Source organism: Bacillus sp. FSL K6-3200 (assembly GCF_038630485.1).
GTDB classification, from domain to species: Bacteria; Bacillota; Bacilli; order Bacillales; family Bacillaceae; genus Bacillus; species Bacillus safensis.
This window is the reverse complement of sequence record NZ_CP152032.1, coordinates 2992962-3016302: the sequence shown is the minus strand read 5'-3', so window position 1 is coordinate 3016302 and position 23341 is coordinate 2992962. Positions and strand designations below refer to the sequence as shown.

Annotated in this window: 27 protein-coding genes; 4 read left to right on the top strand and 23 right to left on the bottom strand. The window is 42.1% G+C overall.

Annotation, left to right across the window (positions count from 1 at the left end):
• Window positions 1-18 precede the first annotated feature (18 nt).
• The 7 genes from MHI60_RS15435 to MHI60_RS15405 all read right to left on the bottom strand — a co-directional run bounded on the left by MHI60_RS15435 (window position 19) and on the right by MHI60_RS15405 (window position 6465).
• Complete coding sequence (locus MHI60_RS15435) at window positions 19-351, bottom strand: PTS lactose/cellobiose transporter subunit IIA (RefSeq protein WP_048239261.1); 333 nt, start codon at window positions 349-351, stop codon at window positions 19-21.
• 3 nt (window positions 352-354) lie between these two features.
• Window positions 355-666, bottom strand: coding sequence for a PTS sugar transporter subunit IIB (locus MHI60_RS15430; RefSeq protein ID WP_095408955.1), 312 nt, complete (start codon window positions 664-666; stop codon window positions 355-357).
• 141 nt (window positions 667-807) lie between these two features.
• Entirely contained in the window at window positions 808-1593 is a 786-nt protein-coding gene (locus tag MHI60_RS15425; protein ID WP_095408956.1) for an SDR family oxidoreductase, read from the bottom strand.
• Window positions 1594-1605: 12 nt separating this feature from the next.
• Complete coding sequence (locus tag MHI60_RS15420) at window positions 1606-2451, bottom strand: GRP family sugar transporter (RefSeq protein WP_162842532.1); 846 nt, start codon at window positions 2449-2451, stop codon at window positions 1606-1608.
• 116 nt (window positions 2452-2567) lie between these two features.
• Complete coding sequence (gene gndA / locus MHI60_RS15415) at window positions 2568-3977, bottom strand: NADP-dependent phosphogluconate dehydrogenase (protein ID WP_034622350.1); 1410 nt, start codon at window positions 3975-3977, stop codon at window positions 2568-2570.
• A gap of 98 nt (window positions 3978-4075) precedes the next feature.
• Complete coding sequence (locus tag MHI60_RS15410) at window positions 4076-5320, bottom strand: DNA polymerase IV (RefSeq protein ID WP_144484579.1); 1245 nt, start codon at window positions 5318-5320, stop codon at window positions 4076-4078.
• A 152-nt stretch (window positions 5321-5472) separates the two neighbouring features.
• Window positions 5473-6465 (bottom strand): carbon-nitrogen hydrolase family protein, encoded by a 993-nt coding sequence (locus MHI60_RS15405; RefSeq protein ID WP_111292288.1) that lies wholly within the window; start codon window positions 6463-6465, stop codon window positions 5473-5475.
• 179 nt (window positions 6466-6644) lie between these two features.
• On the opposite strand from MHI60_RS15405, the gene MHI60_RS15400 reads away from it, so the two are divergent.
• Both MHI60_RS15400 and MHI60_RS15395 read left to right on the top strand, forming a co-directional pair.
• Complete coding sequence (locus tag MHI60_RS15400) at window positions 6645-6926, top strand: hypothetical protein (protein ID WP_024422910.1); 282 nt, start codon at window positions 6645-6647, stop codon at window positions 6924-6926.
• 67 nt (window positions 6927-6993) lie between these two features.
• Complete coding sequence (locus MHI60_RS15395) at window positions 6994-7773, top strand: membrane protein insertase YidC (RefSeq protein ID WP_048239503.1); 780 nt, start codon at window positions 6994-6996, stop codon at window positions 7771-7773.
• Window positions 7774-7809: 36 nt separating this feature from the next.
• On the opposite strand, the gene MHI60_RS15390 is transcribed toward MHI60_RS15395, so the two are convergent.
• From MHI60_RS15390 to mce, 4 genes are read right to left on the bottom strand one after another with little or no spacing between them, the layout of a single operon-like run.
• Window positions 7810-8274 carry a chemotaxis protein CheW gene (locus MHI60_RS15390; RefSeq protein WP_034280289.1) on the bottom strand — a complete coding sequence of 155 codons (465 nt, stop codon included), beginning with the start codon at window positions 8272-8274 and terminating at the stop codon, window positions 7810-7812.
• A gap of 14 nt (window positions 8275-8288) precedes the next feature.
• Complete coding sequence (locus MHI60_RS15385) at window positions 8289-9410, bottom strand: tripeptidase T (RefSeq protein WP_111292258.1); 1122 nt, start codon at window positions 9408-9410, stop codon at window positions 8289-8291.
• Between the two features lie 16 nt (window positions 9411-9426).
• Window positions 9427-10890 (bottom strand): acyl-CoA carboxylase subunit beta, encoded by a 1464-nt coding sequence (locus MHI60_RS15380; protein WP_144484581.1) that lies wholly within the window; start codon window positions 10888-10890, stop codon window positions 9427-9429.
• Window positions 10883-11305 carry a methylmalonyl-CoA epimerase gene (gene mce / locus MHI60_RS15375; protein ID WP_144484583.1) on the bottom strand — a complete coding sequence of 141 codons (423 nt, stop codon included), beginning with the start codon at window positions 11303-11305 and terminating at the stop codon, window positions 10883-10885. The genes MHI60_RS15380 and mce overlap by 8 nt, the downstream gene beginning before the upstream one ends.
• A gap of 101 nt (window positions 11306-11406) precedes the next feature.
• On the opposite strand from mce, the gene prli42 reads away from it, so the two are divergent.
• Window positions 11407-11499 carry a stressosome-associated protein Prli42 gene (prli42, locus tag MHI60_RS15370; protein ID WP_149126490.1) on the top strand — a complete coding sequence of 31 codons (93 nt, stop codon included), beginning with the start codon at window positions 11407-11409 and terminating at the stop codon, window positions 11497-11499.
• Between the two features lie 39 nt (window positions 11500-11538).
• On the opposite strand, the gene MHI60_RS15365 is transcribed toward prli42, so the two are convergent.
• The 6 genes from MHI60_RS15365 to MHI60_RS15340 all read right to left on the bottom strand — a co-directional run bounded on the left by MHI60_RS15365 (window position 11539) and on the right by MHI60_RS15340 (window position 16065).
• Window positions 11539-12048: a L,D-transpeptidase gene (locus MHI60_RS15365; RefSeq protein WP_111292260.1), complete on the bottom strand. Its 510-nt coding sequence runs from the start codon at window positions 12046-12048 to the stop codon at window positions 11539-11541.
• A gap of 52 nt (window positions 12049-12100) precedes the next feature.
• Window positions 12101-13054, bottom strand: coding sequence for an aromatic acid exporter family protein (locus MHI60_RS15360; protein WP_024422917.1), 954 nt, complete (start codon window positions 13052-13054; stop codon window positions 12101-12103).
• A 120-nt stretch (window positions 13055-13174) separates the two neighbouring features.
• Window positions 13175-13897, bottom strand: coding sequence for an amino acid ABC transporter ATP-binding protein (locus tag MHI60_RS15355; RefSeq protein ID WP_034280282.1), 723 nt, complete (start codon window positions 13895-13897; stop codon window positions 13175-13177).
• Window positions 13890-14546, bottom strand: coding sequence for an amino acid ABC transporter permease (locus tag MHI60_RS15350; protein ID WP_003215691.1), 657 nt, complete (start codon window positions 14544-14546; stop codon window positions 13890-13892). The genes MHI60_RS15355 and MHI60_RS15350 overlap by 8 nt, the downstream gene beginning before the upstream one ends.
• 121 nt (window positions 14547-14667) lie before the next feature.
• A complete protein-coding gene (locus tag MHI60_RS15345) occupies window positions 14668-15432 on the bottom strand; it encodes a transporter substrate-binding domain-containing protein (protein ID WP_144484587.1) in 765 nt (254 codons plus the stop codon).
• Between the two features lie 195 nt (window positions 15433-15627).
• Complete coding sequence (locus MHI60_RS15340; RefSeq protein WP_024428021.1) at window positions 15628-16065, bottom strand: BrxA/BrxB family bacilliredoxin; 438 nt, start codon at window positions 16063-16065, stop codon at window positions 15628-15630.
• 169 nt (window positions 16066-16234) lie between these two features.
• On the opposite strand from MHI60_RS15340, the gene MHI60_RS15335 reads away from it, so the two are divergent.
• The gene (locus MHI60_RS15335; RefSeq protein ID WP_144471061.1) at window positions 16235-17128 is read left to right on the top strand and encodes a YegS/Rv2252/BmrU family lipid kinase; all 894 of its coding nucleotides are present in this window, start codon (window positions 16235-16237) and stop codon (window positions 17126-17128) included.
• Between the two features lie 14 nt (window positions 17129-17142).
• On the opposite strand, the gene MHI60_RS15330 is transcribed toward MHI60_RS15335, so the two are convergent.
• The 6 genes from MHI60_RS15330 to buk form a co-directional block, all read right to left on the bottom strand.
• A complete protein-coding gene (locus MHI60_RS15330; protein ID WP_024428019.1) occupies window positions 17143-17436 on the bottom strand; it encodes a YesK-like family protein in 294 nt (97 codons plus the stop codon).
• A 65-nt stretch (window positions 17437-17501) separates the two neighbouring features.
• On the bottom strand, window positions 17502-18755 hold the full coding sequence (locus tag MHI60_RS15325) for a dihydrolipoamide acetyltransferase family protein (RefSeq protein ID WP_144484589.1): 1254 nt from the start codon (window positions 18753-18755) through the stop codon (window positions 17502-17504).
• Between the two features lie 19 nt (window positions 18756-18774).
• A complete protein-coding gene (locus tag MHI60_RS15320; RefSeq protein ID WP_024422925.1) occupies window positions 18775-19758 on the bottom strand; it encodes an alpha-ketoacid dehydrogenase subunit beta in 984 nt (327 codons plus the stop codon).
• Between the two features lie 12 nt (window positions 19759-19770).
• The gene (locus MHI60_RS15315) at window positions 19771-20763 is read right to left on the bottom strand and encodes a thiamine pyrophosphate-dependent dehydrogenase E1 component subunit alpha (RefSeq protein WP_111292264.1); all 993 of its coding nucleotides are present in this window, start codon (window positions 20761-20763) and stop codon (window positions 19771-19773) included.
• A gap of 17 nt (window positions 20764-20780) precedes the next feature.
• On the bottom strand, window positions 20781-22205 hold the full coding sequence (lpdA, locus tag MHI60_RS15310) for a dihydrolipoyl dehydrogenase (protein WP_144484591.1): 1425 nt from the start codon (window positions 22203-22205) through the stop codon (window positions 20781-20783).
• Window positions 22195-23322: a butyrate kinase gene (gene buk, locus MHI60_RS15305; protein ID WP_144484593.1), complete on the bottom strand. Its 1128-nt coding sequence runs from the start codon at window positions 23320-23322 to the stop codon at window positions 22195-22197. The genes lpdA and buk overlap by 11 nt, the downstream gene beginning before the upstream one ends.
• Window positions 23323-23341 lie beyond the last annotated feature (19 nt).

Below are 23341 nucleotides of genomic sequence, written 5' to 3'. Positions count from 1 at the left end.
CCCCCTTGTTTACACCCTTTATTGTTTAAGCGATTGGAATATCGGCAGGAGCTCTCCCACAAGCTCCTTGATGGTAATGGTCGACATTAAGTGATCTTCAGCGTGCATGAGCAGTAAGGAAAAGGATGTTGTTTCTCCTCCTGCCTCTTTCTGTACGAGTTGAAAATGGATGTCATGTGCATGCCGTAAATCTTCTTCCGCTTCCTTCATAAGAGAAAATGCCTCTTCTTCTAGACCTTCTCGATATTGTTTAAGAGCCTGAAGCAATTTGCTGCGTGCATTCCCGCTGTGTAAGATCAATTGAAAGCTCACTTGTTCCTCCGTGAGCCCTTCGAGTGTTTTCTTTTCCATCCTTTAAGATTCCCCCATCAATGTAAGTGCCTGTTCATACGCTTTTTGTCCATCGGCAAGTCCGTACGCCTGCATATCAATGACCTCTACCTCAATCCCGTATTTTGCTGCTTCTTTTTGAAGGTCTCCTTTTAAAAAGCTCATTTGCGGTCCGATTAACACAACATCCGCATTCGCCATTTCTTTTTTCGCTTGATCTTGCCCCACTGCCCAAATTTCTGCTTCGTCCCCAATTGAATCAGCGTGTGCTTTCATCTTTGTCACTAGTAAACTCGTAGACATTCCCGAACTGCATGCTAATAAAATACGTTTCATTTCTCTCACCCCATTGTTGTAATAAAAGCGCTTCCAATTAATATTATATATTTTTATTTTTAAATGTCTAGACATTTAATTTTATTTGTCTGTATTTAATATAAAAAAAGAGCGTATTTTACGCTCTTTGTCTTAATTGTCTTATCCTTTTCCTGCCTGGAACCCAGGATACTTTGTCATGCCGCCGTCTACATATAACGTCAAGCCTGTGACATAGCTGGCTTCTTTTGATGCCAGCCAGACAGCGCATGCTGCCACTTCTTCTGGCTTTCCAATATAACCGATTGGAATCAGCTCAATCACGCCTTTTTTCAAAGCTGGATCATCGAATTTCTCCGCATTAATCGGGGTATCAATGGCGCCTGGTGCAATACTGTTTACACGGATTTTTTTAGGGGCATATTCAAGCGCCAATGTTTCTGTCAAAAGCTTGGCGCCTCCTTTACTGGCTGCATAATGCACGAAATGAGGCCAAGGAATTTGCTGATGAACCGACGACATATTAATGATCGAGCCTTCTATCCCATGATCCGTCATATACTTCAGTGCATCACGGCATCCTAGAAACATACCTGTTAAATTGGTAGACATCACTTTGTTCCAATTATCCAGCGTCATTTCGGTAGAAGGCACTTCATTTTCAATGCCTGCGTTATTGATCATGACATCAAGACTGCCAAATGTATCAACGGCTTTATCAATCATTGCCCGCATATCCTCTTCTTTTGATACATCTCCCTTGATTTTCACAGCCTGTCCACCATTTTTTTGAATATCTGCAATGGTTTCATCCGGATTTTCTTTATCGGAGAAGTAATTGATCACCACATTAGCTTTTTCTTGTCCAAATCGGCGGGCCATCGCTTGACCAATCCCTGTACCTGCGCCTGTAATCAGAACTGTTTTTCCTTCTAAATCTGGATACATTCGTGTAACCTCCTATTTTGTAAAGCCTAGCAGCACACCGCCTGCAATGATCATCAAGCAGCCTGCAATGACAAAACTTTTTCTAGATGCTTTCTCTTTTAATAAGTAAATGCCGCCTAGTGTTGAGATGACAATCCCAGTTTGTGACATCGAAAAGCTGACGGCTACGCCAATTAATGGAATAGCCAAAAGCAGCCCAAGATTTCCTGTTGACCAAACAAGACCGGCAATGATATTTCTAAACGTATATTTACTAAAGGGATCCTGCTTTAAACTAATCGCTAAGGATGAAAGCAACATGCCGACGGATTGCGGGACAAGTGCAGACCAGCCATCAATATCAAACCATCTTAAAATGACGACATATCCGACGTAGCCAACGGTTGAGATAAGCAGAATGATGATTCCTTTTTTAAAATTCCCTCCATTCTCGCCGCCATTCTTTTTTTGACCGAGTGATGTCATGACAACACCTGCAATGATCAGTAAAATGGCGCAAGAACCAATGAGTATAACCGTCATCGTCTGCCATTCTTTGAAGACCATGACGCCAAATAGTGTTGTGCTCACAAGCTGCATGCCCGTTGATAAAGGAACCGCTTTAGACACACCGAGAAAAGCAACACTTGAAAGCTGATTCATTTGTCCAATACTCCAGAAGATGCCTGAAATGATGGAAACCGCGAAAATAAGCGGTGTCAGCTCTGGCATTTTGATGAAAAACGCTGCAATCGAAAATAAAAACGCACCGAGCGTAATGCCGAGGGTTTGCTGATACGCATTCCCGCCTAGTTTGACACTGATGAGAACAATACTTCCCCAAAATATCGCTGGGAGAAGTGCATATAAGATGCCCACTTCTATCCCTACTTTCTTGTCTTTTTTACATAGCATCCCTCTTTTTCGCATTTTTAGCCGAAAATATGCAAACAAAAAAACCTTACCAAAGGTAAGGTTTTTCAGTCGTTCTCTATTTATTTCATCCATTCAGTATGGAATACGCCTTCTTTATCTGTGCGCTCGTACGTATGTGCACCGAAATAGTCACGCTGTGCTTGAATTAAATTCGCTGGAAGGACAGCTGTGCGATAGCTATCAAAGTATGCAAGTGCACTTGAGAATGAAGGAACAGGAACTCCTTGTTCCACTGCAAGTGAAATGACTTTACGAAGTGATGATTGATAGTTTTGAGCAATATCCTTAAAGTATGGATCAAGCAATAGGTTTTTCAGTTCAGGATTACGGTCATATGCTTCTTTAATTTGTTGTAAGAAGGCTGCACGAATGATACATCCGCCGCGGAAGATCATCGCAATTTCACCGTATTTCAAATCCCAGTTATATTCATCAGACGCTGCTTTCATTTGCGCAAAGCCTTGTGCGTAAGAGCAGATTTTACTCATGAATAGGGCTTTTCTAACCGCTTCGATCAGCTCTTGTTTATTCTCAGCTGATTTTGCCGGCTCAGGACCTTCAATCAATTGACTTGCTTCCACACGCTCATCTTTCATTGCTGAAATGTAGCGCGCAAAAACAGACTCAGTAATGATTGGAAGCGGGACACCTAGATCAAGTGAGCTTTTGCTTGTCCATTTTCCAGTTCCTTTTTGACCAGCTTTATCTAAGATCACATCCACAAGCGGTTGGTTTGTTTCTTCATCCACTTTTGTGAAAATGTCAGCTGTAATTTCGATTAAATAGCTGTCAAGCTCGCCTTTATTCCACTCTGAGAATACTTCATGAAGCTCCCCTGCTGACAATCCAGCTACATGCTTCAAGATAAAGTATGATTCAGAGATCAATTGCATATCTCCGTACTCGATACCGTTATGAACCATTTTAACATAATGTCCTGCTCCATCTGGGCCGATATAAGTAGTACAAGGCTCGCCATCTACTTTCGCAGAGATCGCTTCTAAAATTGGTTTCACTAGCTCATGCGCTTCTTTTTGACCGCCTGGCATGATAGAAGGACCTTTTAGCGCGCCTTCTTCACCGCCGGAAACACCTGTGCCAATGAAGTGAATTCCACTTTCTGCAAGCTCTTGATTACGTCTTTGTGTATCCTTGTAATATGTATTTCCACCATCAATTAAAATGTCACCTTTCTCTAGGTGAGGAAGTAATGATTGAATGGTTGCATCTGTTGCTGCACCAGCTTTTACCATTAAAAGAATTTTACGCGGTGTTTCAAGCGACTGAACAAATTCTTCGATGCTGTATGTGCCAACAACGTTTTTTCCTTCTGCTTCTTGAAGAAACTCTTCTGTTTTGCTGCTAGATCTGTTATAAACGGATACGGAGAAACCGCGGCTTTCAATATTGAGGGCAAGGTTTTTCCCCATAACGGCTAGTCCAACCACACCGATTTGTTGTTTTGACATAATTCTGACGTCCCTTCTAACACACTATATTGATTACTGCTGAAATGATGTACCCTTTGAAATTACCACAACATCACCTCTTTTATCAAGTTTTCAGGCTAGTCATTTCCTCTTTCGTCCTGAAAAAAATCTTTATTAAAACTTGTCCCGCTTGTTTTGCTCTCTTTTTCCTTAATGGTGATCCCTCTTTGCACCAATGGTTTTCCATATTTTTCTTCCAGTCCATCTAAAATGGTTTGGAGAGGCTCTTCTTTTGCATCTTCTGTATATGAAAATAAATCAAGCTGTTTAACAGCTGCTTTTCGTTCGACAAGGTCTGTCCCTGTCACACCTAAGAGCCTCACTGGCTGGTCATTCCAATGTTTAAGGAATAACTGCTTTGCCGCTTCAAATATGTCTTCCTTTCGATCCGTTGGATTCGTAAGCATGACACTTCGCGTGATATTTTTCCAGCTTGCATACCGAATCATGATGAGCAGCCGATTCGCCATCACTTCTTTTCTCCTTAACCTTGCACTCACAGAGTGTGACAGCTTATCAATTAACGTGACAAGTTCATCTGAATCATCAGAATCATGAGGAAGAGTGGATGAATTGCCGACGGATTTAAATTCGTATATTCTTTCTGGATCCACGATGCCGTCATGTTCACCATTCGCCTTTTGCTTTAATCTCGGTCCATTAATGCCAAGCAATTCTTTTAGCGTATACTCATTCGCTTTCGCTAAGTCTTCAATGGTATGAATTCCGATTTTTTTTAATTTATCTGCCGTTTTTTGTCCAACCCCGTGCATGTCACCAGCCGGAAGCGGCCAGAGCATGTTCGGAACATCTCGTTTACGCAATATGGTGATGCCCATTGGCTTTTTCCAATTAGACGCCATTTTCGCTAAAAATTTATTCGGTGCAATGCCGATACTTGAAGGTAGCATCAGTTCCTCTACAAGCCTTGTTTGAATATCATGAGCCGTTTTTACCGCATGCTCGGCATATGGCGTATGCGTTAAATCAATATAGCCCTCGTCAATAGAGACAGGTTCGACTAAATCACTGTATTCTCTTAGTATTGTAAACATCTCTTGTGAGGAGCTGCGGTACCGGTCAAAGTTCGGGGTGCGGACAATGAGTCCCGGACATAGCCGCTTCGCCTCCCACAAGGGCATCGGGGGCCTCACACCTAGTGCTCTTGCCTCGTAGCTGCACGTCACAACAATCCCTTTACGCTCTTTTGCATTTCCGCTGATGGCTAAAGGTTTCCCTCGCAAAGAAGGATCATACGCCATTTCTACATTGGCATAAAAAGCATTCATGTCTATATGAAAAATAATATTTGACATTGGCATAACCCCATTTTCTTGACTACCTGTATTTTGATGATCAGCTGTTTTTTAATATATCAAACATGATGGATCCCTTTTACGCTCAATTATACATTGATTGATTTCATCTTTCCTCAAAAAAACCTTCTCTAAAAAAGAGAAGGTTCCACGTCCGTTTAAACTTTTTCTTCAAGTATACCATGTTGATATTGAATGTCCTCATATGTGAATACTTCATTTTTTTGATGATTTAAATGTTTCACAACAGGAGTGGGCTGCTGATTAAAATTCATACTCAAACTTTGATTAGAGTAGTGTCCAGCCGGATCAATATAATACTTGTAATCAATGACTCTTTCTACATCAATTTCAGCGTAAGCAATTCCCTCTGTTTCAGCTGGAACCATATCACTGATCGGTTCCCCGTCCGGCCCGTAAATGCACGTATGCCCGCTCTTAAATGTTTCAAAGTAATCTCTTTGCTCCTGCGTTAAACAAATCATCTCTTTCATTTCTTCCGTATATATAGATGATGTCATCAGCACAAATGTCTGTGTCGCGATAGCATAATATCTACTTGATATTTCATCATCAAAATAACCTGGCCAAGAGGCTACATGTACCTGCTCATTTTGGGCATTCATCGCCATAAGATCAAGTGGGACTTGATGCTCCCAGCACATCAATCCGCCAAGGTTTCCAATTTCAGTTTGAAACACCGGCATCATACTTCCACTTCCATCCCCCCAAATGAGTCTTTCTGCTACAGAAGCTCTCATTTTCCGATGTTTTCCTATTAAATCCCCATTAGGATTAAACCAAAGCTGAGCTAAATAGAGAGAACCGCCATCTTTTTCACTGCATGATATACAAACGTACGTTTCATTTCTCTTTGCTGCCTCACTTATTTTTTGAATGGCTAAGCTAGGGATTTCAACGGCATTTTTATATAATTCATGATAGAACTTTCTCGTATATTCTGGATGACCAATAAAAGCAAACCAAGGATAACCAGGTAAAAATGCTTCTGGGAATGCCACAAGCTTTGCACCATTTGAAGCTGCCTCGTCGATCAGTTCACATGATTTCTCAACGCTTGCTTCCAAATTTAAGTAGACAGGTGCTGCCTGCACGGCAGCTGCTCGAAACTTTGGGTAAATACTTGTCATATTCAAAACCTCCATTTCTTTTATCCCCCTCATTATAGGATAGGAAATATGAAGTTTGGATGACATTTACTATTTTATGAAAAATAAGGAATTTTATTCAATAGAGAAAACACGTGGTTCTGTTAGACATTTAACCATGTGTATAGTACACTGTGAGTAATGAAATGGATGTGATAATCATGATTATTGATACATTCAATGAAGTCTTTTTCCTTGTTGAATTCTTTACGATTATTCTTCCAGCGCTGACGGCCATCGGCATTGCGTTTTTACTAAAAGACTGCCGTATGAACGAACATCTTGGTGGACATCGTTTGGAAGAGTTGGACGCATCTTGCTTGAATCGAACAGACTTTCTGTTTATCATATATGATCGCATTACAACTTGGATTAGTAAAGTCATTCGAATGAAAAGATCATCTAATGATGATGAAGACCATTCGCTTCCTCTCACTAATTAAATTTTTTTAATCATGAGGAGGAAACGAATTGAAACGTTTATTGACTGTTTTTACGACTTTATGTTTGATGATGATTGCGTCACCTGCATTTGCAGCGAGTGCGCAAACGAATACGAGCTCTGATGGGTTTTTCCATCATTATTTTGTTCAGCCTTTTTCTGAGCTGATCATTTGGCTTGCGAACTTTTTCCATGATGATTATGGTTTATCTATTATGTTCGTCACCTTGATTGTCCGCCTGCTGATTTTCCCGCTTTTTGCGAACCAATTTAAGAAGCAAAGAGTCATGCAGGAAAAAATGGCACTGGTGAAACCACAGATTGACCAAATACAAAGCAAATTGAAGAAAACGAAAGAACCTGAAAAACAAAAAGAACTGCAAATGGAAATGATGAAAGTATATAAAGAGAACAATGTGAACCCGCTGGCAATGGGCTGTCTGCCTATGCTGATTCAAATTCCAATTGTTCTTGGCTTTTACTCAGCGATCCGCTCAACACCTGAGATCGCAACTCATACGTTCTTATGGTTTAACTTAGGACAAACCGATTTATTGGTGGCGGTCTTTGCAGGAGCTATGTATTTCTTGCAATTTTATGTCACTCAAAAATATGCGAAGCAATCAGGCACCCAGACAGAGGCTGCGCTGAAACAGGCGAAAGTGATGGGCATGATTTTCCCAATCATGATGCTATTTCTTTCAATCAATGCACCCGCTGCTCTTCCTTTATACTGGATGACAAGCGGACTATTACTCACGATTCAAACGATTATTTTAAATGTCATGTACCAAAAATCAAAAACGAAAGCTGCGGCTAACGAACAAGCCAAACCAGCTGCTGAATAAAAATAAACCCCTTATCTCTAGATAAGGGGCTTTTCATTATGCCAATTCTTCTTTCAACCGGTCTGGCAATTGATCGAGATCCTCAATTTTCCCAAGGAACTTATTTGGGTCCACTTGTAAAATCATTTTGTTTTCTCTCTCCACAACGCCGAAGAAATATTCAGAGGCCTTCGTGTTCATATGAAATGGCTTGATCTCGCTTTGCTCGATATCGATGATATCTTTTGCATCTGAGACAAGACAGCCAATCATTTGATCGTTTACTTCAAATAGCAGCACCTTGGACTGCTCGTTCACATCAAGAGGTTTTCCGTGAAGCATTACACCTGTGTCACTGACAGGAATGACCTCTCCTCTTAATGACATCAGCCCTTTAATTTCTTTTGGAAGGTTCGATACTTCTTGTAAGTAAGGGACCTTTTCAATCGAACGAATATGCTCTACACTGATGCCAAAATCCTCTTGTCCCACCTGAAAAATAATAATCTTTTGCGTGCTCACAGAGTCTCCTGCCTTTACGATGGATTTGTCGTTTCTTCGATAATGGCGAGAACCATTTCAGCTGTTTTGACTAATTCTTCAATCGGCATTTTCTCATTTTTCGTATGAATATCTTCATATCCAACAGCTAGGTTGACAGTTGGGACGCCGTTGCCTGCAATGACGTTTGCATCACTGCCTCCGCCGCTCGTCTGCAGTTCTGAAGGACGGCCAATTTTTGCTGCCGCTTTTTTCGCCACTTCTACGACTTGATCGCCGTGTGAGAATTTGAAGCCTGGATACATGATGTCAATTTGTACATCGGCACTTCCGCCCATTTCTTTAGCGGTTTTTTCAAAAGCTTCTTTCATCTTCGCTACTTGAGCTTCCATTTTTGCTGGCTCTAAAGAGCGTGCTTCCGCCAAAATATCGACTTGATCGCACACAATATTCGTTTGTGTTCCGCCTTCAAAACGGCCGATATTCGCCGTAGTTTCTTCATCAATCCGGCCAAGCGGCATGCTGGCAATTGCTTTAGATGCAATGGTAATCGCAGACACACCTTTTTCAGGCGCGACACCTGCGTGAGCTGTTTTTCCGTAAATCGTTGCGCGAACTTTCGCCTGTGTTGGTGCAGCTACGATAATCGTACCGACCTTGCCATCTGAATCAAGGGCATAGCCGTATTTCGCTGTCATCAAATTCGGATCTAACGCTTTTGCTCCAACAAGACCTGATTCCTCGCCTGCTGTGATCACAAATTCAATTGTCCCATGCGGTAAATTTTTCTCTTTCAACACACGGACCGCTTCAAACATAGCAGCAAGTCCTGTTTTATCGTCAGCGCCAAGAATCGTTGTTCCATCTGTTTTCACATAGCCGTCCTCAATGACTGGTTTTACGCCATTCCCTGGTACAACTGTATCCATATGGGAAGTAAAATAAATCGTATCTGCCTCTTGATTTCCTTCTAATGTGCAGACAAGGTTGCCTGCCCCGTGGCCTGTTACCGCTTTTGAATCGTCTTCAACTACTTTTAGACCAAGCTGCGAGAATTTTTCTTTTAGGACTTCAACAATTTTCTCTTCGTGTTTTGTTTCTGAATCAATCTGAACTAATTCTAAAAATTCGTCTAGTAAGCGTTTTTCATTGATCATGATGATGCTCCTCCTCTTATAGCGGCATGTTGCCATGCTTTTTTAACGGTCTATCTTCTTCCTTACTGCGAAGCACATCAAATGAGCGGATCAATCGCTCTCTCGTTTCAGCTGGCATGAAAATATCGTCTATCAGACCTGCCTGAGCCGCTTTCCATACACTTGGTTTGTTCATAGACTCGCGCGAAGCAGGATGAACGATTTCGTCTGCGAACGTTTTCCCCATGACATCAATTTCGGCCTCTGGCCATGCATAAACAAAGTCAGCGCCTAAGCCCTTACTATTCATCGCGACATATGCACCGCCAAACGCTTTTCTTAAAATCACAGTGATTTTTGGAACAGTTGCTTCAGCGTACGCATATAAAAGCTTTGCACCGTGGCGGATAATTCCCGCATGCTCGGCTTTCTCCCCTGGTAAAAAACCAGGAACGTCCACAAGGGTTAAGATCGGAATATGAAACGCATCGCAAAATCGAATAAACCTGGCCGCTTTATCGGCAGCGTCGAGATCAAGGCTTCCTGCCAATACCTTTGGCTGATTGGCAACAATACCAATGGAGGCTCCTTGTAATCTGGCAAAACCTGTGACAATATTTTTTGAGAAACAAGGCTGCGTTTCAAAGAATGAGTCTGGATCGGTTATCGCTGTCACCACTTGTTTGACATCATAGGTGCGTGATGGATCCTTTGGCAGGATGCTGCCTGGATCGGCGGTATCATGCTTTCGTGCTTCAGTGTGCATGACAGCCTGCTGTTTCGTTTGTATGTACGTTAAAAGAGTTCGAACTGCTTTTAACACGTCCTTCTCATCTTTCCCAGTATAGTGCACATTCCCGCTTGTCTGATGCTGAACACTTGCACCGCCAAGACGGTCAGGACAGACCGTTTCTCCTGTTGCCTTTTCTATTACTTTCGGACCAGTTAAAAACATATGAGCTGTTTGCTCTGTCATGAAGACAAAATCAGTCAATGCAGGAGAATAGACTGCACCTCCAGCACATGAGCCTAAAATAACAGATATTTGCGGGATTCGACCAGAGTACAGCACATTCCGTTTAAAAATCTGTCCGTATCCTTCTAATGATACCACACCCTCTTGAATTCTCGCACCACCTGAGTCTTTTAGACCGATGACCGGCATCTGATTTTTAGCTGCCATGTCCATTAAAGAAGCAATTTTTTTCGCATGCATTTCGCCTAAAGAGCCCCCATATACTGTTGCATCTTGAGCATATACACATACTGGCTTTCCATGAATGAGTCCCGTTCCAATGACGACACCGTCACCAACATGCTCTGACAGATCACCTGTTGCAAATGACTGAATTTCCATTAAGCTGCCCTCGTCAAGAAGTGTATGCAGCCGCTCTCGCACCGTCAGCTTTCCTTTACTTCTGTGAGCTGCTGCTCGTTTTTCGCCGCCGCCCATTAACGCTTTCTTCCGCCATTCAGACAAGTCATTGAACGATTCATTCATCGCTATATTTCTCTCCTTTCAAGGACTCGCACAATTCAAATAACACACCTGACGTTTCTTTAGGTGAAATAAATGCAATCTGCTTACCGCTGGCGCCCACCTGTGCTTTTTTTTGGAGAAGCTGCACGCCAAGGTGATCGAGACGGCTAAGATCACCCTGAATGTCACCTGATTTTAGCGCAATATGATGGAGCCCCTCTCCTCTTTTTGCTAAAAAGGTATGTAGTTTGCTGCGTGCTGATATCGGCTCAATTAATTCAATGTGCAGATCATGAAGTGAAGCGAAGGACGCTTTAATCTCCTGCTCAGGAATCTCTTGTATGTCTGAAAAATGCCAGTTAAATAGCTGATGAAGCGTTTGAGATGTTTCTTTAATAGAAAAGACGGCAATGGCAATATGATCGATTTGGTTCATCCGTTCACTTCCTTTGCTGATCACTTGTCGCATATGAAAAAACCAGATAAAATAAAGACAAGTGCGCTTGTCGCAAAAATCTTCGGTTATAGGGGTGCGATATGTCTCAAAAATTCATGAAATTTATGGTATTGCTTATGATTAGCCTGCTGTTAGTTTCTTCACTTTTAGCAGGAGCAGCAGCCTTTTTATAAGGTTTGAATAAAAAGCAGACAAGCAGGTGATTCGTGATATCAACGAATGGCCTGTTTGTCTTTGGCAAGCGTTTCAAAGGAAGCACTTGATTTTGTAATCCATACCTTGGTGCCAATTGGCAGCTGATCAAACAAAAGCTCTACATCTTGATTATGAAGTCTCACACAGCCTGCCGTGATAAATTTCCCAATCGATGTTTCGTCACTCGTTCCATGAATTCCGTAGGTTCTGCCATCTGTTCCTCGTGCATCAAATCCAATCCATCTTCGCCCTAGAGGATTATTCTTCGCACCGCCTTCAATATTTTTTCTTCTGTAATAGGGATCTTTCGCTTTGATCATAATGGTAAATTCACCTTCTGGCGTTAAATCCTCTGTTTTTCCTGTTGAAGCGGGATATACTTTTTGAATTTTCCCTTGATCAATAAAGGCCAGTTCATTCGTTTGTTTATTAATAATGACAAACGGGTCACCTGGAAGCGGGTTTTGTCCAAGCGGCCAGATAGGTGAAAGGGACATGGTCAGTACAGTATAAAATAAAAGACGCATAGGCTCCTCCTTTTTCATTAGATTGACCAATGAAGGAAGAACTCATGCGTCTCTATTCTTTCATCCCTTTAAAATAGCTTTTCAGTACTAAATATTGTTCCATTTCACCGAGGAAATGAAAGAGTGCAGCTCTTGCCTCAAATTCTTCTCGTGTTTGCGGTAGCGGAAGTGCATCGAACTCTTCTTTCATATCAATGAGACGTCTTAAAAACTTATGCGCTGTGTTCCCTGGGTGAATATGTTCGCGTAAGTCTCTAATGTATTCTGCAATGATTTGTCCATGCTCCGTTGTGACGGAAATCGACGTAATTTTGGGCAGCACACGCTCAATGATTTCAAATTGCTTTTGTCTCATATTGAAATAATGATAATACAGGTTTTCATGTCTTAATACATGGTTTTCAACATCACGGTATGCAAGAGCTTTCGCTTCTTTGATCAATTGATGTGTCTCTGGTATTTCTTTTCCTGTCCAGTCTTGTTTCCCTGTCATTAAATATTGCTCGATTTCCTCAAAGATTTTAGCAAAGTTGGCTTCAATCTGTTCGCTGTAGCGTTTGAGTTTTTTATCAACACTTGGCATATAGAGGTTCATAATGAGCGCTACCCCAACACCAATGGTAATCAGCAGCAGTTCATTCCAGATGAGATGCAGGGTAATCCCGCCAGACATGTATAAATGGAGGATGATGACTGAACTTGTGACAATCCCTTCTTTAATTCGAAGCAGAACCGTTGTCGGAATAAAGACAAGCAGCATCAAACCGATCACAAAAGGATGATACCCAATCAGATCGAAAAATAAATAAGAAAATAAAATAGCAAGACTGCATGCTGCAAAGCGGGCTCCCGATGCTAAGAGGGATCTTTTCTTTGTTACCTGAATACACAGGATCGTAATAATCCCGGCAGCTGAATAATTTTGCAAGCCAAGCAATTGTGCAATATAAATAGCGATCGCTGTTCCTAATGCTGTTTTCAGCGTTCGGTAGCCGATTTTAAACATGGTGTGATTCACTCTTTTCTGTCTTGTTTCCATTCACTTTTGTGAAATGATGAACTTTTTTTACTTTCCCCATTATAATCAAAAAAAGAAGGAGATGTTAAGTCTCCTTCTCTTATTTCTTTATAATATTTTTTGTAAGAAGTCTTGCGCACGCTGTGAAGACGGTGATTCAAAAAATTGTACAGGGTTTGCATCCTCTACTATTTTCCCATCATCCATAAAGATCACGCGGTCAGCCACTTCTTTTGCAAAGCCCATTTCATGTGTGACGATGACGAGTGTCATTCCAGATTGAGCCAGCTCTTTCATGACCTCTAATACTTCCTTGACCATTTCTGGATCTAGGGCAGACGTTGGTTCGTCAAACAGCATAATGTCTGGTGTCATCGCAAGCGCACGCGCAATCGCCACACGCTGCTTTTGACCGCCGGACAAACGGTTCGGGAAATCATCTTTTTTCTCTAAAAGCCCTACCTTTTTGAGCAGGTCTTCAGCTTGTTTGATGCTGTCTTCCTTCGATTGATTCTTTACATTCATTGGCGCATACGTGATATTTTCCAGCACAGTTTTATGCGGGAACAGATGGAAATGTTGAAACACCATTCCGATGTTCTCACGCACTTTTAGTGCATTCGTTTTTGGGTTGGTGATCTCGGTGTCCTTAATCGTAATGACACCAGAAGTCGGCTTTTCAAGTAAATTTATGCAGCGAAGGAACGTCGATTTTCCTGAACCAGATGGTCCAATGACCGCAACAACTTCCCCTTCTTTAATGGTGGTGTCGATCCCCTTTAAAACTTCGTTTTTACCAAAAGATTTTGTGAGTTTCTCTATTTTAATCATTTGATTTTAACTTCCTTTCCACCGATTTGCCGACAAAGGTGAGAACAAGCACGATGACATAATAGATAAGACCCGCAAAAATAAGCGGTTCAAGATAATTATACGTGACGGCCCCTGCTTGATAGGCTCGTCTCATGACATCGCCCAGTCCAATGACTGTTACAATCGCTGATTCTTTTGTCAGTGTAATCGTTTCATTCACAAGTGCAGGTGAAATATTTTTAAACGCCTGCGGAAGCAATAAGTCCTTCATCATTTTAGCATAAGGGATGCCTAAAGCAACGGCTGCTTCTTTTTGACCTTTATCAATGGCATTAATCCCCGCACGAATAATTTCAGATACGTATGCCGCCGAGTTGAGTGAAAATGCAGCTACAGCAGCCCAGTATTGGTCGATTTGAAACCCAAGAAGCTGAGGCAGACCAAAATAAATAATGAGCAATTGAAGCACAAGCGGTGTGCCTCGGAAAATTGACGTATAAAAATCAGCAAGCCAAATGAGCGGTTTAAACACACTAATTTTACAAAGCGTTAATAAAATTCCTAAGATAAATCCAAGAAAAAGGGATACCACTACTATAGAAAGCGTGACCTTAAGTCCTTCTAGAATAAAGGGCATCTGAGGTATTACATCTTTAAAATCCAACATGACATTCTCCTTTTATTTGCCTTCAGACGAAATCAAAAAATAAAACAGGAAAAAAGTTCAACACGAGTTGAACTTTTCAGCGCTTTCTATTTTCATGAATGACGCTGATCCTTTTCCTGACTTACTTTTCATCAGCAAACCATTTTTTAATTAACTTATCAAGTTCGCCATTATCTTTCATTTCTTTTAATGATTTATTAAATTTCGCTGTTAAGTCGCTGTTTTTCTTGAATGCAATGGCTGAACCTTCGTTTGAGCTGTTCAGTCCAAACGCTTGGAAATCTTTTTCCTTTTTCAAGTAACCAGCAGCTACTTTATCTTCAATAATTGCTGCATCAAAACGGCCTGCTTTGATCTCTTGAATGATATCAGAAATTTTATTGCGGTCTTCAACGGTTAGGTTATATTTCTTTTGCAGTCCATTTGCTTCATCCTGTTGAATAGAACCTAATTGAACGCCGACTGTTTTGTCTTTTAAATCTTTCTCTGCTTTTATACCGCTAGATTTCTTTGATACAACCAAATTTTCAGCATTATAATAAACATCAGAGAAATCAACTTGCTTTTTACGTTTTTCTGTAGGTGTCATTCCTGCAAGGACAATATCAGCTTTGTTTGTTTTAAGTGCTGATACAAGACTTGCAAAGTCCATATCTTGAATTTCTAGCTTGTAGCCATTTTTTTTCGCTAGTGCAGTTGCAAGATCTACATCAAAACCGACAATTTTATCTCCGTCTTTTGATTCAAATGGCGGATAATCTGCTGATGTCGCCATAACGAGTGTCTTGTCATCTCCTGATGCGTTTGAATTATTAGAAGAAGTTCCACAAGCTGCGAGTGCAGCTGCAAGACCAGCTGTCATAAGTATTAATAACCACTTTTTCATATGATGATGCCTCCCAGTATTTAAAATCATGTGTTGATTTGAATATTTATTCACTATAATGTATTTTAAACACTTTCTTTTTAAGATGCAATAGTATTTTGCTAAAATTATTTTGATTCTATTGTCTTATAAAACAAAAAGCAGACCGATCTAAAGACCGGACTGCTTTATATTTATTCATTCAAAAGTCACATGTTAGATTTCTTCGCAATGCTCATCGAAAGCGGCTTGTAGTTTTGACACGACTTCCATTGGCTCATGCCCTTCAATTTCATGACGTTCAACCATTTTAATGATTTTTCCATCTTTTAATAAGGCAAAAGATGGTGAAGATGGCGGGAAGCCTTCAAAGTATTCACGGGCTCTTGCCGTTGCCTCTTTGTCCTGTCCAGCAAACACTGTCAGCAATTGATCTGGACGCTTATCGTAATGAACAGAATAGCCGGCAGCTGGTCTTGCAATACCGCCTGCACAGCCGCATACTGAATTCACCATGACAAGTGCCGTTCCTTTTTTAGTCAGTGCTTCGTCTACTTCTTCAGCTGACGTGAGCTCAGTGTAGCCTGCCTGCTTAATTTCTTCTCTCGCTTGTTTCACAATATCATTCATAAATAAATTAAAATCAATATTCATGTCCGTCCACTCCTTTTGCGTACCAAAACCATTTTAACTCCATCATATCAAGGAAAACGCCTGCGGGCAAATGTGTTGTCTTTTCCTTCGCCTCTTTTTCCGAACATCGTTTATGAGCTGTCAAATTGGGGAAAAGTGATGTTAAAGAGATGAAAGGGAGAACTGCGTGATGGCACAATTCAAAAAAGCGATGCTCATTTATAATGGAAATGCTGGACAAAAAAACATGGAAAAAACACTCGGTCAAACAGTGCCTCTTCTTTCTCTACATATTGATGAACTCATTCTGAAACCAACAAAGCAGCCAAATGATGCTTATGATTTCTGCCGTCATATCGATGAGACGGTGGAATTGCTCATTATATTAGGCGGAGATGGAACCGTGCATGAATGCATGAACGGTATTGGCGGTTTAGAAAAAAGGCCCGCTGTAGCGATATTGCCAGGCGGGACATGCAATGATTTTTCTAGAACACTTGGTATTCCTCAACAAATGCAAAAAGCCGCTCAAATGATTGTAGACGGCAAAGAGAAAAAGGTCGACTTAATCAAAGCAGAAGATCGATACGTGTTAAACTTTTGGGGAATTGGGCTGATCGCAGACACGTCCAACAATATTAACGACAAGGAAAAAGCCGTACTCGGCAAAATCAGCTACTTCACTAGTGCCCTGCGCACCTTGCAGCAAACAGATCCTTTTCACGTACGTATTGAGACAGAAGAGGAAAGCTGGGAAGAGGAAGCCGTCATCGTTCTTGTCATGAATGGACATTTTATCGGTACAAATAAAATTGATTTGCCTCATGCAGCCATTGATGATGGAAAAGCAGAAATCTTAATTTGCAGAAATACGAGTTTCTCTGCTTTAAAAGAAATCTTCTCAATGAACCGGGAAGAGCTGGAGGATTTCACCGGCGATCTGTCTCTCATTCAAGCGTCCAGTATTCGTATCCACACAAAAGAGGAAATGGATGCTGATACGGATGGTGAGGTTTATATGAAGGCCCCCTCTTCTTTAGAAGTGTTAAAACAGCATTTGACCTTTATTGTTCCAGCAGAATAAAAAAATGCCCGACATCATTTTGATTCGGGCGTTTTTTTGATATAGCGTCTGTATAAATATTCAAGTGCATATCCGAGAAGTGTCCCAGCGAGAAGTGATATTCCTAAAAAGCTATTGGCTGCTCCTTTAAACCCGCCGACAATCAGCAGACAGTACACGATTTGAATGATTGAAACGATCGATATGATAAGCAGTAATCGTTCAGGATGATTGCGTGATTTAGAAATGTACCGCAGAAAAGCGAAGGCAATCGCTGTGATAAACATGAGACCAATCGTTAGAAAAGCAAAAAAATCTAGTCCAGACATATCATCGCTCCTTTCTCCTAGATGTGGAAATCCCCCTCTCATGCCGGGAGGGGGAAAATATTGTTTTAATAAACAGATGTCTGCTCGTCGATGCCTTCAAGGATTTGTTTAATTCGCTGAAGGAATCTGCCGCATACAAGACCATCTAGTACTCTGTGATCTAATGAAAGACAAAGATTGACCATGTCTCTTGCCGCAATCATTCCGTTTACTATCATTGGACGCTTCACGATCGATTCTACTTGTAAAATCGCCGCTTGCGGATAATTAATGATTCCCATTGATTGTATCGAACCAAAAGATCCCGTGTTGTTGACAGTGAAGGTACCGCCTTCCATATCACTTTGCTTGAGCGTCCCTTGTCTCACCTTAGACGCCAGCTCATGAATTTCTTTGGCGATGCCCTTAATGGTCTTTTCATCCGCATCCTTAATGACTGGAACAAAAAGCGCGTCATCTGTAGCGACAGCAATCGAAACATTGATCGCTTTCTTCTGCACAATTTTATCTCCTGCCCACATGCTGTTCATTTCAGGGAATTCCTTTAAGGCTTGAGCCACTGCTTTGACAAAGAACGCAAAGAACGTCAAGTTAAAGCCTTCTTTTGCTTTAAACTGATCCTTCAGCTGATTTCTTCTTGTCACTAGATTTGTCACATCGACTTCCATCATCGTCCATGCATGCGGAATTTCATGTTTGCTTCTCAGCATATTGGCCGCAATTGCCTGACGGATCGGCGTGACTGGCAGCTCAACATCACCAGGCATGGAAGGGACGGCAGGCGCCGCTTTTGCTTGAGATGACTGCGCAGGCTCCGGTTGAACGGCACGTTCATTGACAGGTGCTGTCTTCTCTTTGACGCCGCCGTTTTCAATGAGCTGGAGCAAATCTTTTCTAGTAATTCGGCCGCCTGCTCCCGTACCTTGAACAGCCGCTAAATCAATGCCATGCTCATCTGCTAAACGAAGAACGGCTGGAGAGTAACGTTTCTTTTGACTTTGATTCTCATTTGTTTGATCTGCTTCAGGCGCTTCGCTTTGCTTAGGTGCTTCTTCTTTTGCACTCTGCTGCTCGCTTCCTTCTACTTCAATTTCACAGAACACTTCTCCTACTTGCAGCGTCTCGCCTTCCTCAGCCGATAGCTTTGTAATCGTTCCTGTAAAAGATGACGGGACTTCTGCGTTCACTTTATCCGTCATGACTTCCGCAATCGGATCGTATTTATTCACATGATCGCCAGGTGAAACGAGCCATTTGCTAATAGTTCCTTCTGTTACACTTTCACCTAGCTGAGGCATTTTCATTTGTTCAATTGCCACTTTGAAACCCTCCTCTTTCTTAAAACGCCGCCAGCTCTCTCATTTCAGCTTCTACCTTATCCGGGTTGACCATGAAGAATTTCTCCATTGTCGGCGCATAAGGCATTGCCGGAATATCTGGTCCAGCAAGACGTTTGATTGGTGCGTCTAAATCAAATAAGCAATGCTCCGAAATGATCGCCGCAACCTCACTCATGATGCTGCCTTCTTTTGTATCTTCAGTTAACAGAAGCACTTTACCTGTTTTAGAAGCCGCTTCTATAATCGCTTCCTGATCAAGCGGGTACACTGTTCTCAAATCGAGAATATGAGCGGAAATGCCGTCTTTAGCAAGGCGGTCTGCTGCTTGCAGCGCAAAATGGACACAAAGGCCATATGTAATGACCGTGATATCATCGCCTTCACGTTTCACATCTGCTTTTCCAATCGGAAGAGTGTAATCCTCTTCAGGTACTTCTCCTTTAATCAGACGGTATGCACGTTTATGTTCAAAGAACAATACAGGATCTGGATCACGCACTGCAGCCTTTAAAAGACCTTTGACATCATAAGGTGTAGAAGGCATCACAATCTTCAAACCAGGCTGGTTAGCAAAAATGGCTTCGACCGATTGTGAATGATAAAGTGCCCCGTGTACTCCGCCCCCGTAAGGTGCGCGGATGACCATTGGACAGCTCCAATCATTATTTGAGCGGTATCTAATTTTTGCAGCCTCTGAAATGATTTGGTTGATTGCAGGCATAATGAAATCCGCAAATTGCATTTCTGCAATTGGGCGCATTCCATACATTGCTGCCCCAATACCTACACCAGCAATGGCTGATTCTGCAAGAGGTGTATCCATGACGCGCGCTTCTCCAAATTGCTCGTAAAGACCCGCTGTCGCTTTAAATACGCCGCCTTTTTTCCCGACATCCTCTCCGAGCACAAACACTTTCGGATCTCGCTCCATTTCTTCTTTCATCGCCAGTGTAATGGCGTCTATATATGACATAACAGGCATTTTTCTTCCCCCTTACTCCGCATACACGTAACGAAGTGCGCTTTCTGCATCAGCATAAGCTGCGTTTTCCGCTTCATCAGTAGCTTCGTTTACGATTTGCATGATTTCTTTTGTCATCTCTTCTTTCATTTCTGAAGTCATGACGTTTCCTTCGATTAAATACGTTTCATATTGGATGAGCGGATCTTTCTTTCTTGCTTCGAGCACTTCTTCTTTTTCTCGATAGCTTGAATCATCGTCATCACTTGAGTGCGCAGTTAAACGGTAAGAGATCGTTTCAATCAATGTCGGGCCTTCGCCTCTAGCCGCACGGTCTCTCGCTTCTTTGACAGCCGCATATACTTCAAGCGGATCATTTCCATCTACAGTGACGCCAGGCATACCATACCCAATCGCACGATCTGAAATGCGTTCACAGGCTACTTGTTTGTCATATGGCACGGAAATCGCATACTTATTGTTTTCACACATGAAAATAACAGGCAGTTTATGCACAGCAGCAAAGTTTGCGCCTTCGTGAAAATCTCCTTGGTTTGATGAGCCTTCACCGAACGTGACAAAGCTGACAAAGTTTTTCTGCTCTAATCGTCCAGCAAGGGCAATCCCCACCGCGTGAGGAACCTGCGTTGTTACAGGTGAAGAGCCGGTCACAATTCGATTTGCTTTTTGCCCAAAATGCCCTGGCATTTGTCTTCCGCCTGAGTTTGGATCGTCTTGTTTTGCGAAACCAGACATCATTAAATCTTTTGCTGTCATTCCAAAAGCAAGGACAACTCCCATATCACGATAGTAAGGTAAGACGTAATCTTCTTCTCTATTAAGAGCAAATGCAGCGCCTACTTGCTGCGCTTCCTGTCCTTGACAAGAAATGACGAATGGAATTTTCCCCGAACGGTTTAAAAGCCACATCCGTTCATCGATTTTTCTCGCTAAGAGCATTGTTCTATATATATCAATTGCTTGTTCATCTGATAATCCTAATTCCTGATGACGCATGTTACTCATCATGTTTCCCTCCTTGATTAAAAATGGATCGCCTTCCCGTCAACAGCAAGCGCTGCCTCACCAATCGCCTCTGATAAGGTCGGATGCGGGTGTATCGTCTGCCCCACTTCCCACGGGGTTGCATCAAGTACTTTGGCTAATCCAGCTTCAGATATCATATCTGTTACATGAGGACCAATCATATGAATTCCTAAAATATCATCTGTCTTTTGATCGGCAATGATTTTGACGAATCCATCAGACTCCCCGTACACAAGCGCTTTTCCAATCGCCATAAATGGAAATTTCCCTATTTTGACTTCAAAGCCCTGCTCTTTTGCCGCCTGTTCAGTGAGTCCAACACTTGCAGTTTCTGGGTGAGAGTAAACACATTTAGATACGAGCGTTTCATCGAGCGGCTTCGGATCTTTCCCAGCCATATGTTCTACAGCAATCATACCTTCGTGTGAAGCGACATGTGCCAGCTGAAGCCCGCCAATGACATCTCCTATTGCGTAAATATGCGATTCTTTCGTTTGATAATGTTCATTCACGACAATGCCTTGTTTTTCGGTTTGAATGTCCGTGTTTTCAAGACCTATGCCTTCGATATTAGGTACTCTGCCGACTGAAAGAAGAAGTTTTTCCGCTTCAAACGTCTGAATGTCTCCATCCTTTTCCGCTTGAATTGTCACGAGATTCTCCTGCTTTCCTACACTATCTGGCAGTACCTTCGCATTTGTCACAAAAGTGATGCCTTTTTTAGATAATAGTTTTTCCATTTCTTTAGAAATGTCATGATCCTCTGTTGGCAAAATGCGGTCTGCAAACTCAATCACAGTGACGTTCACACCAAAATCATTGAGCATAGACGCCCACTCGATTCCGATCACTCCGCCTCCGACAATCAGCATCGACTGTGGAAGCTCTGGCAGTTCAAGTGCATCATCTGATGTGAGGATGTGTGTTCCATCTGCTTCAAGCCCTGGCAGCACACGCGGTCTTGATCCTGTCGCGATGATGACCTGCTTTGGAATGAGCATTTCATTTTCCTCTCCATTTGCCATTTCTACGGAGATCGTTCCTGGCATTGGAGAAAAGATAGATGGGCCAAGAATACGGCCGATCCCTTCATATACATCAATTTTTCCTTGTTTCATTAAATGTTTGACGCCGCCTGCTAGTTTTTCGACGATCTCTGTTTTTCTTTTCTGCACATTGACAAATTGCAAGGCAACGCCGCCTGCCTCAACACCAAAATCAGCTGCGCGTTTGACGGTTTGATAAACTTCTGCACTTCTGAGCAGCGCTTTAGACGGAATGCAGCCTTTATGAAGACATGTTCCGCCAAGCTTTGATTTTTCTACAACTGCTGTTTTCAATCCAAGCTGTGAGGCACGGATGGCTGCCACATAGCCGCCTGTGCCTCCACCAAGAATGACGAGGTCATATTCAGTTGCCATGACTTGTCACACCTTTCTCGATCCGTTGATCATTTGGGTATTCTTTCGGTGATTCTTCTTCTTTTAAAATACGAAGCGCACCTTCTGCTAACGATTGCAGCTCATTTTCACCTGGATACACGACAACATCTGAAATCCAGTCAATATAGCCGCGAATACTTGATGTAATCTGTTTGCTATATGCAAGGCCGCCTGTTAACACAATCACGTCAACTGCTCCTTTTAAGACAGCACTCGCTGCACCGATTTCCTTGGCAATTTGATAGCTCATTGCTTCATAAATAAGCGCAGCCCGCTGATCACCTGCTTCAATCATGCGTTCCACTTTCACAGCGTCTGTCGTGCCAAGATAGCCCGCAAGTCCACCTTCACCAATAATGCGTTTGAGCATTTCCTCTTGGGTATACTCACCCGAAAAACAAAGATTTACAAGATCACCTGTCGGCAAGGTTCCCGCACGCTCGGGGCTGAAAGGACCTTCGCCATGCAGACCGTTATTGACATCGATGACTTTTCCTTTTTCATGAACACCAATGGTGATACCGCCGCCCATATGAGTAATAATCATGTTTAAATCTTCGTAACTTTTTCCAAAAGAAGCAGCTGTTTTTCTTGCGACCGCTTTTTGATTTAATGCATGAAAAATGCTTTTTCTTTCAATCGTTGGCAGCCCTGAAATACGAGCAATTGGTTTTAGTTCATCCACTACAACTGGATCGACAATAAAAGCTGGGATATTCAGGCCAAGTGCAATTTCTCTCGCGATGATTCCGCCGAGATTGGATGCGTGCTGGCCGGCATATCCTTCTTTTAGGTCTTCCACCATTTGCTCATTGACTTCATATGTGCCTCCTTCAATCGGACGAAGAAGACCGCCGCGCGCACAAACTGCATCAAACTTTGAGATGTTCATCCCCTGTTCATGCAGTGTTTTCAAAATGGTTTCTTTACGGAATGAAAATTGATCAATGATATGAGGAAACTGCTTTAATTCCTCATCTGTATGTCTAAGTGTCGTTTCAAAAATAGAACGTTCATTATGAAACACACCAATTTTTGTTGAAGTAGAGCCAGGATTAATCGTGAGAATACGCCATTCTTTTGTCAGCAAAAACAAAACCTCCGTTTCAACTCAT

What these genes read in the sequence shown, in the direction of transcription:
- mce (WP_144484583.1), bottom strand. Translation starts at nt 11,305, where the DNA reads ATGAACCAAATCGATCATATTGCCATTGCCGTCTTTTCTATTAAAGAA.
- MHI60_RS15385 (WP_111292258.1), bottom strand. Translation starts at nt 9,410, where the DNA reads ATGATCAATGAAAAACGCTTACTAGACGAATTTTTAGAATTAGTTCAG.
- MHI60_RS15345 (WP_144484587.1), bottom strand. Translation starts at nt 15,432, where the DNA reads ATGAAAAAGTGGTTATTAATACTTATGACAGCTGGTCTTGCAGCTGCA.
- MHI60_RS15315 (WP_111292264.1), bottom strand. Translation starts at nt 20,763, where the DNA reads ATGAGTAACATGCGTCATCAGGAATTAGGATTATCAGATGAACAAGCA.
- MHI60_RS15400 (WP_024422910.1), top strand. Translation starts at nt 6,645, where the DNA reads ATGATTATTGATACATTCAATGAAGTCTTTTTCCTTGTTGAATTCTTT.
- MHI60_RS15320 (WP_024422925.1), bottom strand. Translation starts at nt 19,758, where the DNA reads ATGCCTGTTATGTCATATATAGACGCCATTACACTGGCGATGAAAGAA.
- MHI60_RS15355 (WP_034280282.1), bottom strand. Translation starts at nt 13,897, where the DNA reads ATGATTAAAATAGAGAAACTCACAAAATCTTTTGGTAAAAACGAAGTT.
- MHI60_RS15395 (WP_048239503.1), top strand. Translation starts at nt 6,994, where the DNA reads ATGATGATTGCGTCACCTGCATTTGCAGCGAGTGCGCAAACGAATACG.
- MHI60_RS15365 (WP_111292260.1), bottom strand. Translation starts at nt 12,048, where the DNA reads ATGCGTCTTTTATTTTATACTGTACTGACCATGTCCCTTTCACCTATC.
- lpdA (WP_144484591.1), bottom strand. Translation starts at nt 22,205, where the DNA reads ATGGCAACTGAATATGACCTCGTCATTCTTGGTGGAGGCACAGGCGGC.
- MHI60_RS15350 (WP_003215691.1), bottom strand. Translation starts at nt 14,546, where the DNA reads ATGTTGGATTTTAAAGATGTAATACCTCAGATGCCCTTTATTCTAGAA.
- MHI60_RS15410 (WP_144484579.1), bottom strand. Translation starts at nt 5,320, where the DNA reads ATGCCAATGTCAAATATTATTTTTCATATAGACATGAATGCTTTTTAT.
- MHI60_RS15340 (WP_024428021.1), bottom strand. Translation starts at nt 16,065, where the DNA reads ATGAATATTGATTTTAATTTATTTATGAATGATATTGTGAAACAAGCG.
- gndA (WP_034622350.1), bottom strand. Translation starts at nt 3,977, where the DNA reads ATGTCAAAACAACAAATCGGTGTGGTTGGACTAGCCGTTATGGGGAAA.
- MHI60_RS15430 (WP_095408955.1), bottom strand. Translation starts at nt 666, where the DNA reads ATGAAACGTATTTTATTAGCATGCAGTTCGGGAATGTCTACGAGTTTA.
- MHI60_RS15335 (WP_144471061.1), top strand. Translation starts at nt 16,235, where the DNA reads ATGGCACAATTCAAAAAAGCGATGCTCATTTATAATGGAAATGCTGGA.
- MHI60_RS15360 (WP_024422917.1), bottom strand. Translation starts at nt 13,054, where the DNA reads ATGTTTAAAATCGGCTACCGAACGCTGAAAACAGCATTAGGAACAGCG.
- MHI60_RS15435 (WP_048239261.1), bottom strand. Translation starts at nt 351, where the DNA reads ATGGAAAAGAAAACACTCGAAGGGCTCACGGAGGAACAAGTGAGCTTT.
- prli42 (WP_149126490.1), top strand. Translation starts at nt 11,407, where the DNA reads ATGTCTCAAAAATTCATGAAATTTATGGTATTGCTTATGATTAGCCTG.
- MHI60_RS15405 (WP_111292288.1), bottom strand. Translation starts at nt 6,465, where the DNA reads ATGACAAGTATTTACCCAAAGTTTCGAGCAGCTGCCGTGCAGGCAGCA.
- MHI60_RS15380 (WP_144484581.1), bottom strand. Translation starts at nt 10,890, where the DNA reads ATGAATGAATCGTTCAATGACTTGTCTGAATGGCGGAAGAAAGCGTTA.
- MHI60_RS15330 (WP_024428019.1), bottom strand. Translation starts at nt 17,436, where the DNA reads ATGTCTGGACTAGATTTTTTTGCTTTTCTAACGATTGGTCTCATGTTT.
- MHI60_RS15425 (WP_095408956.1), bottom strand. Translation starts at nt 1,593, where the DNA reads ATGTATCCAGATTTAGAAGGAAAAACAGTTCTGATTACAGGCGCAGGT.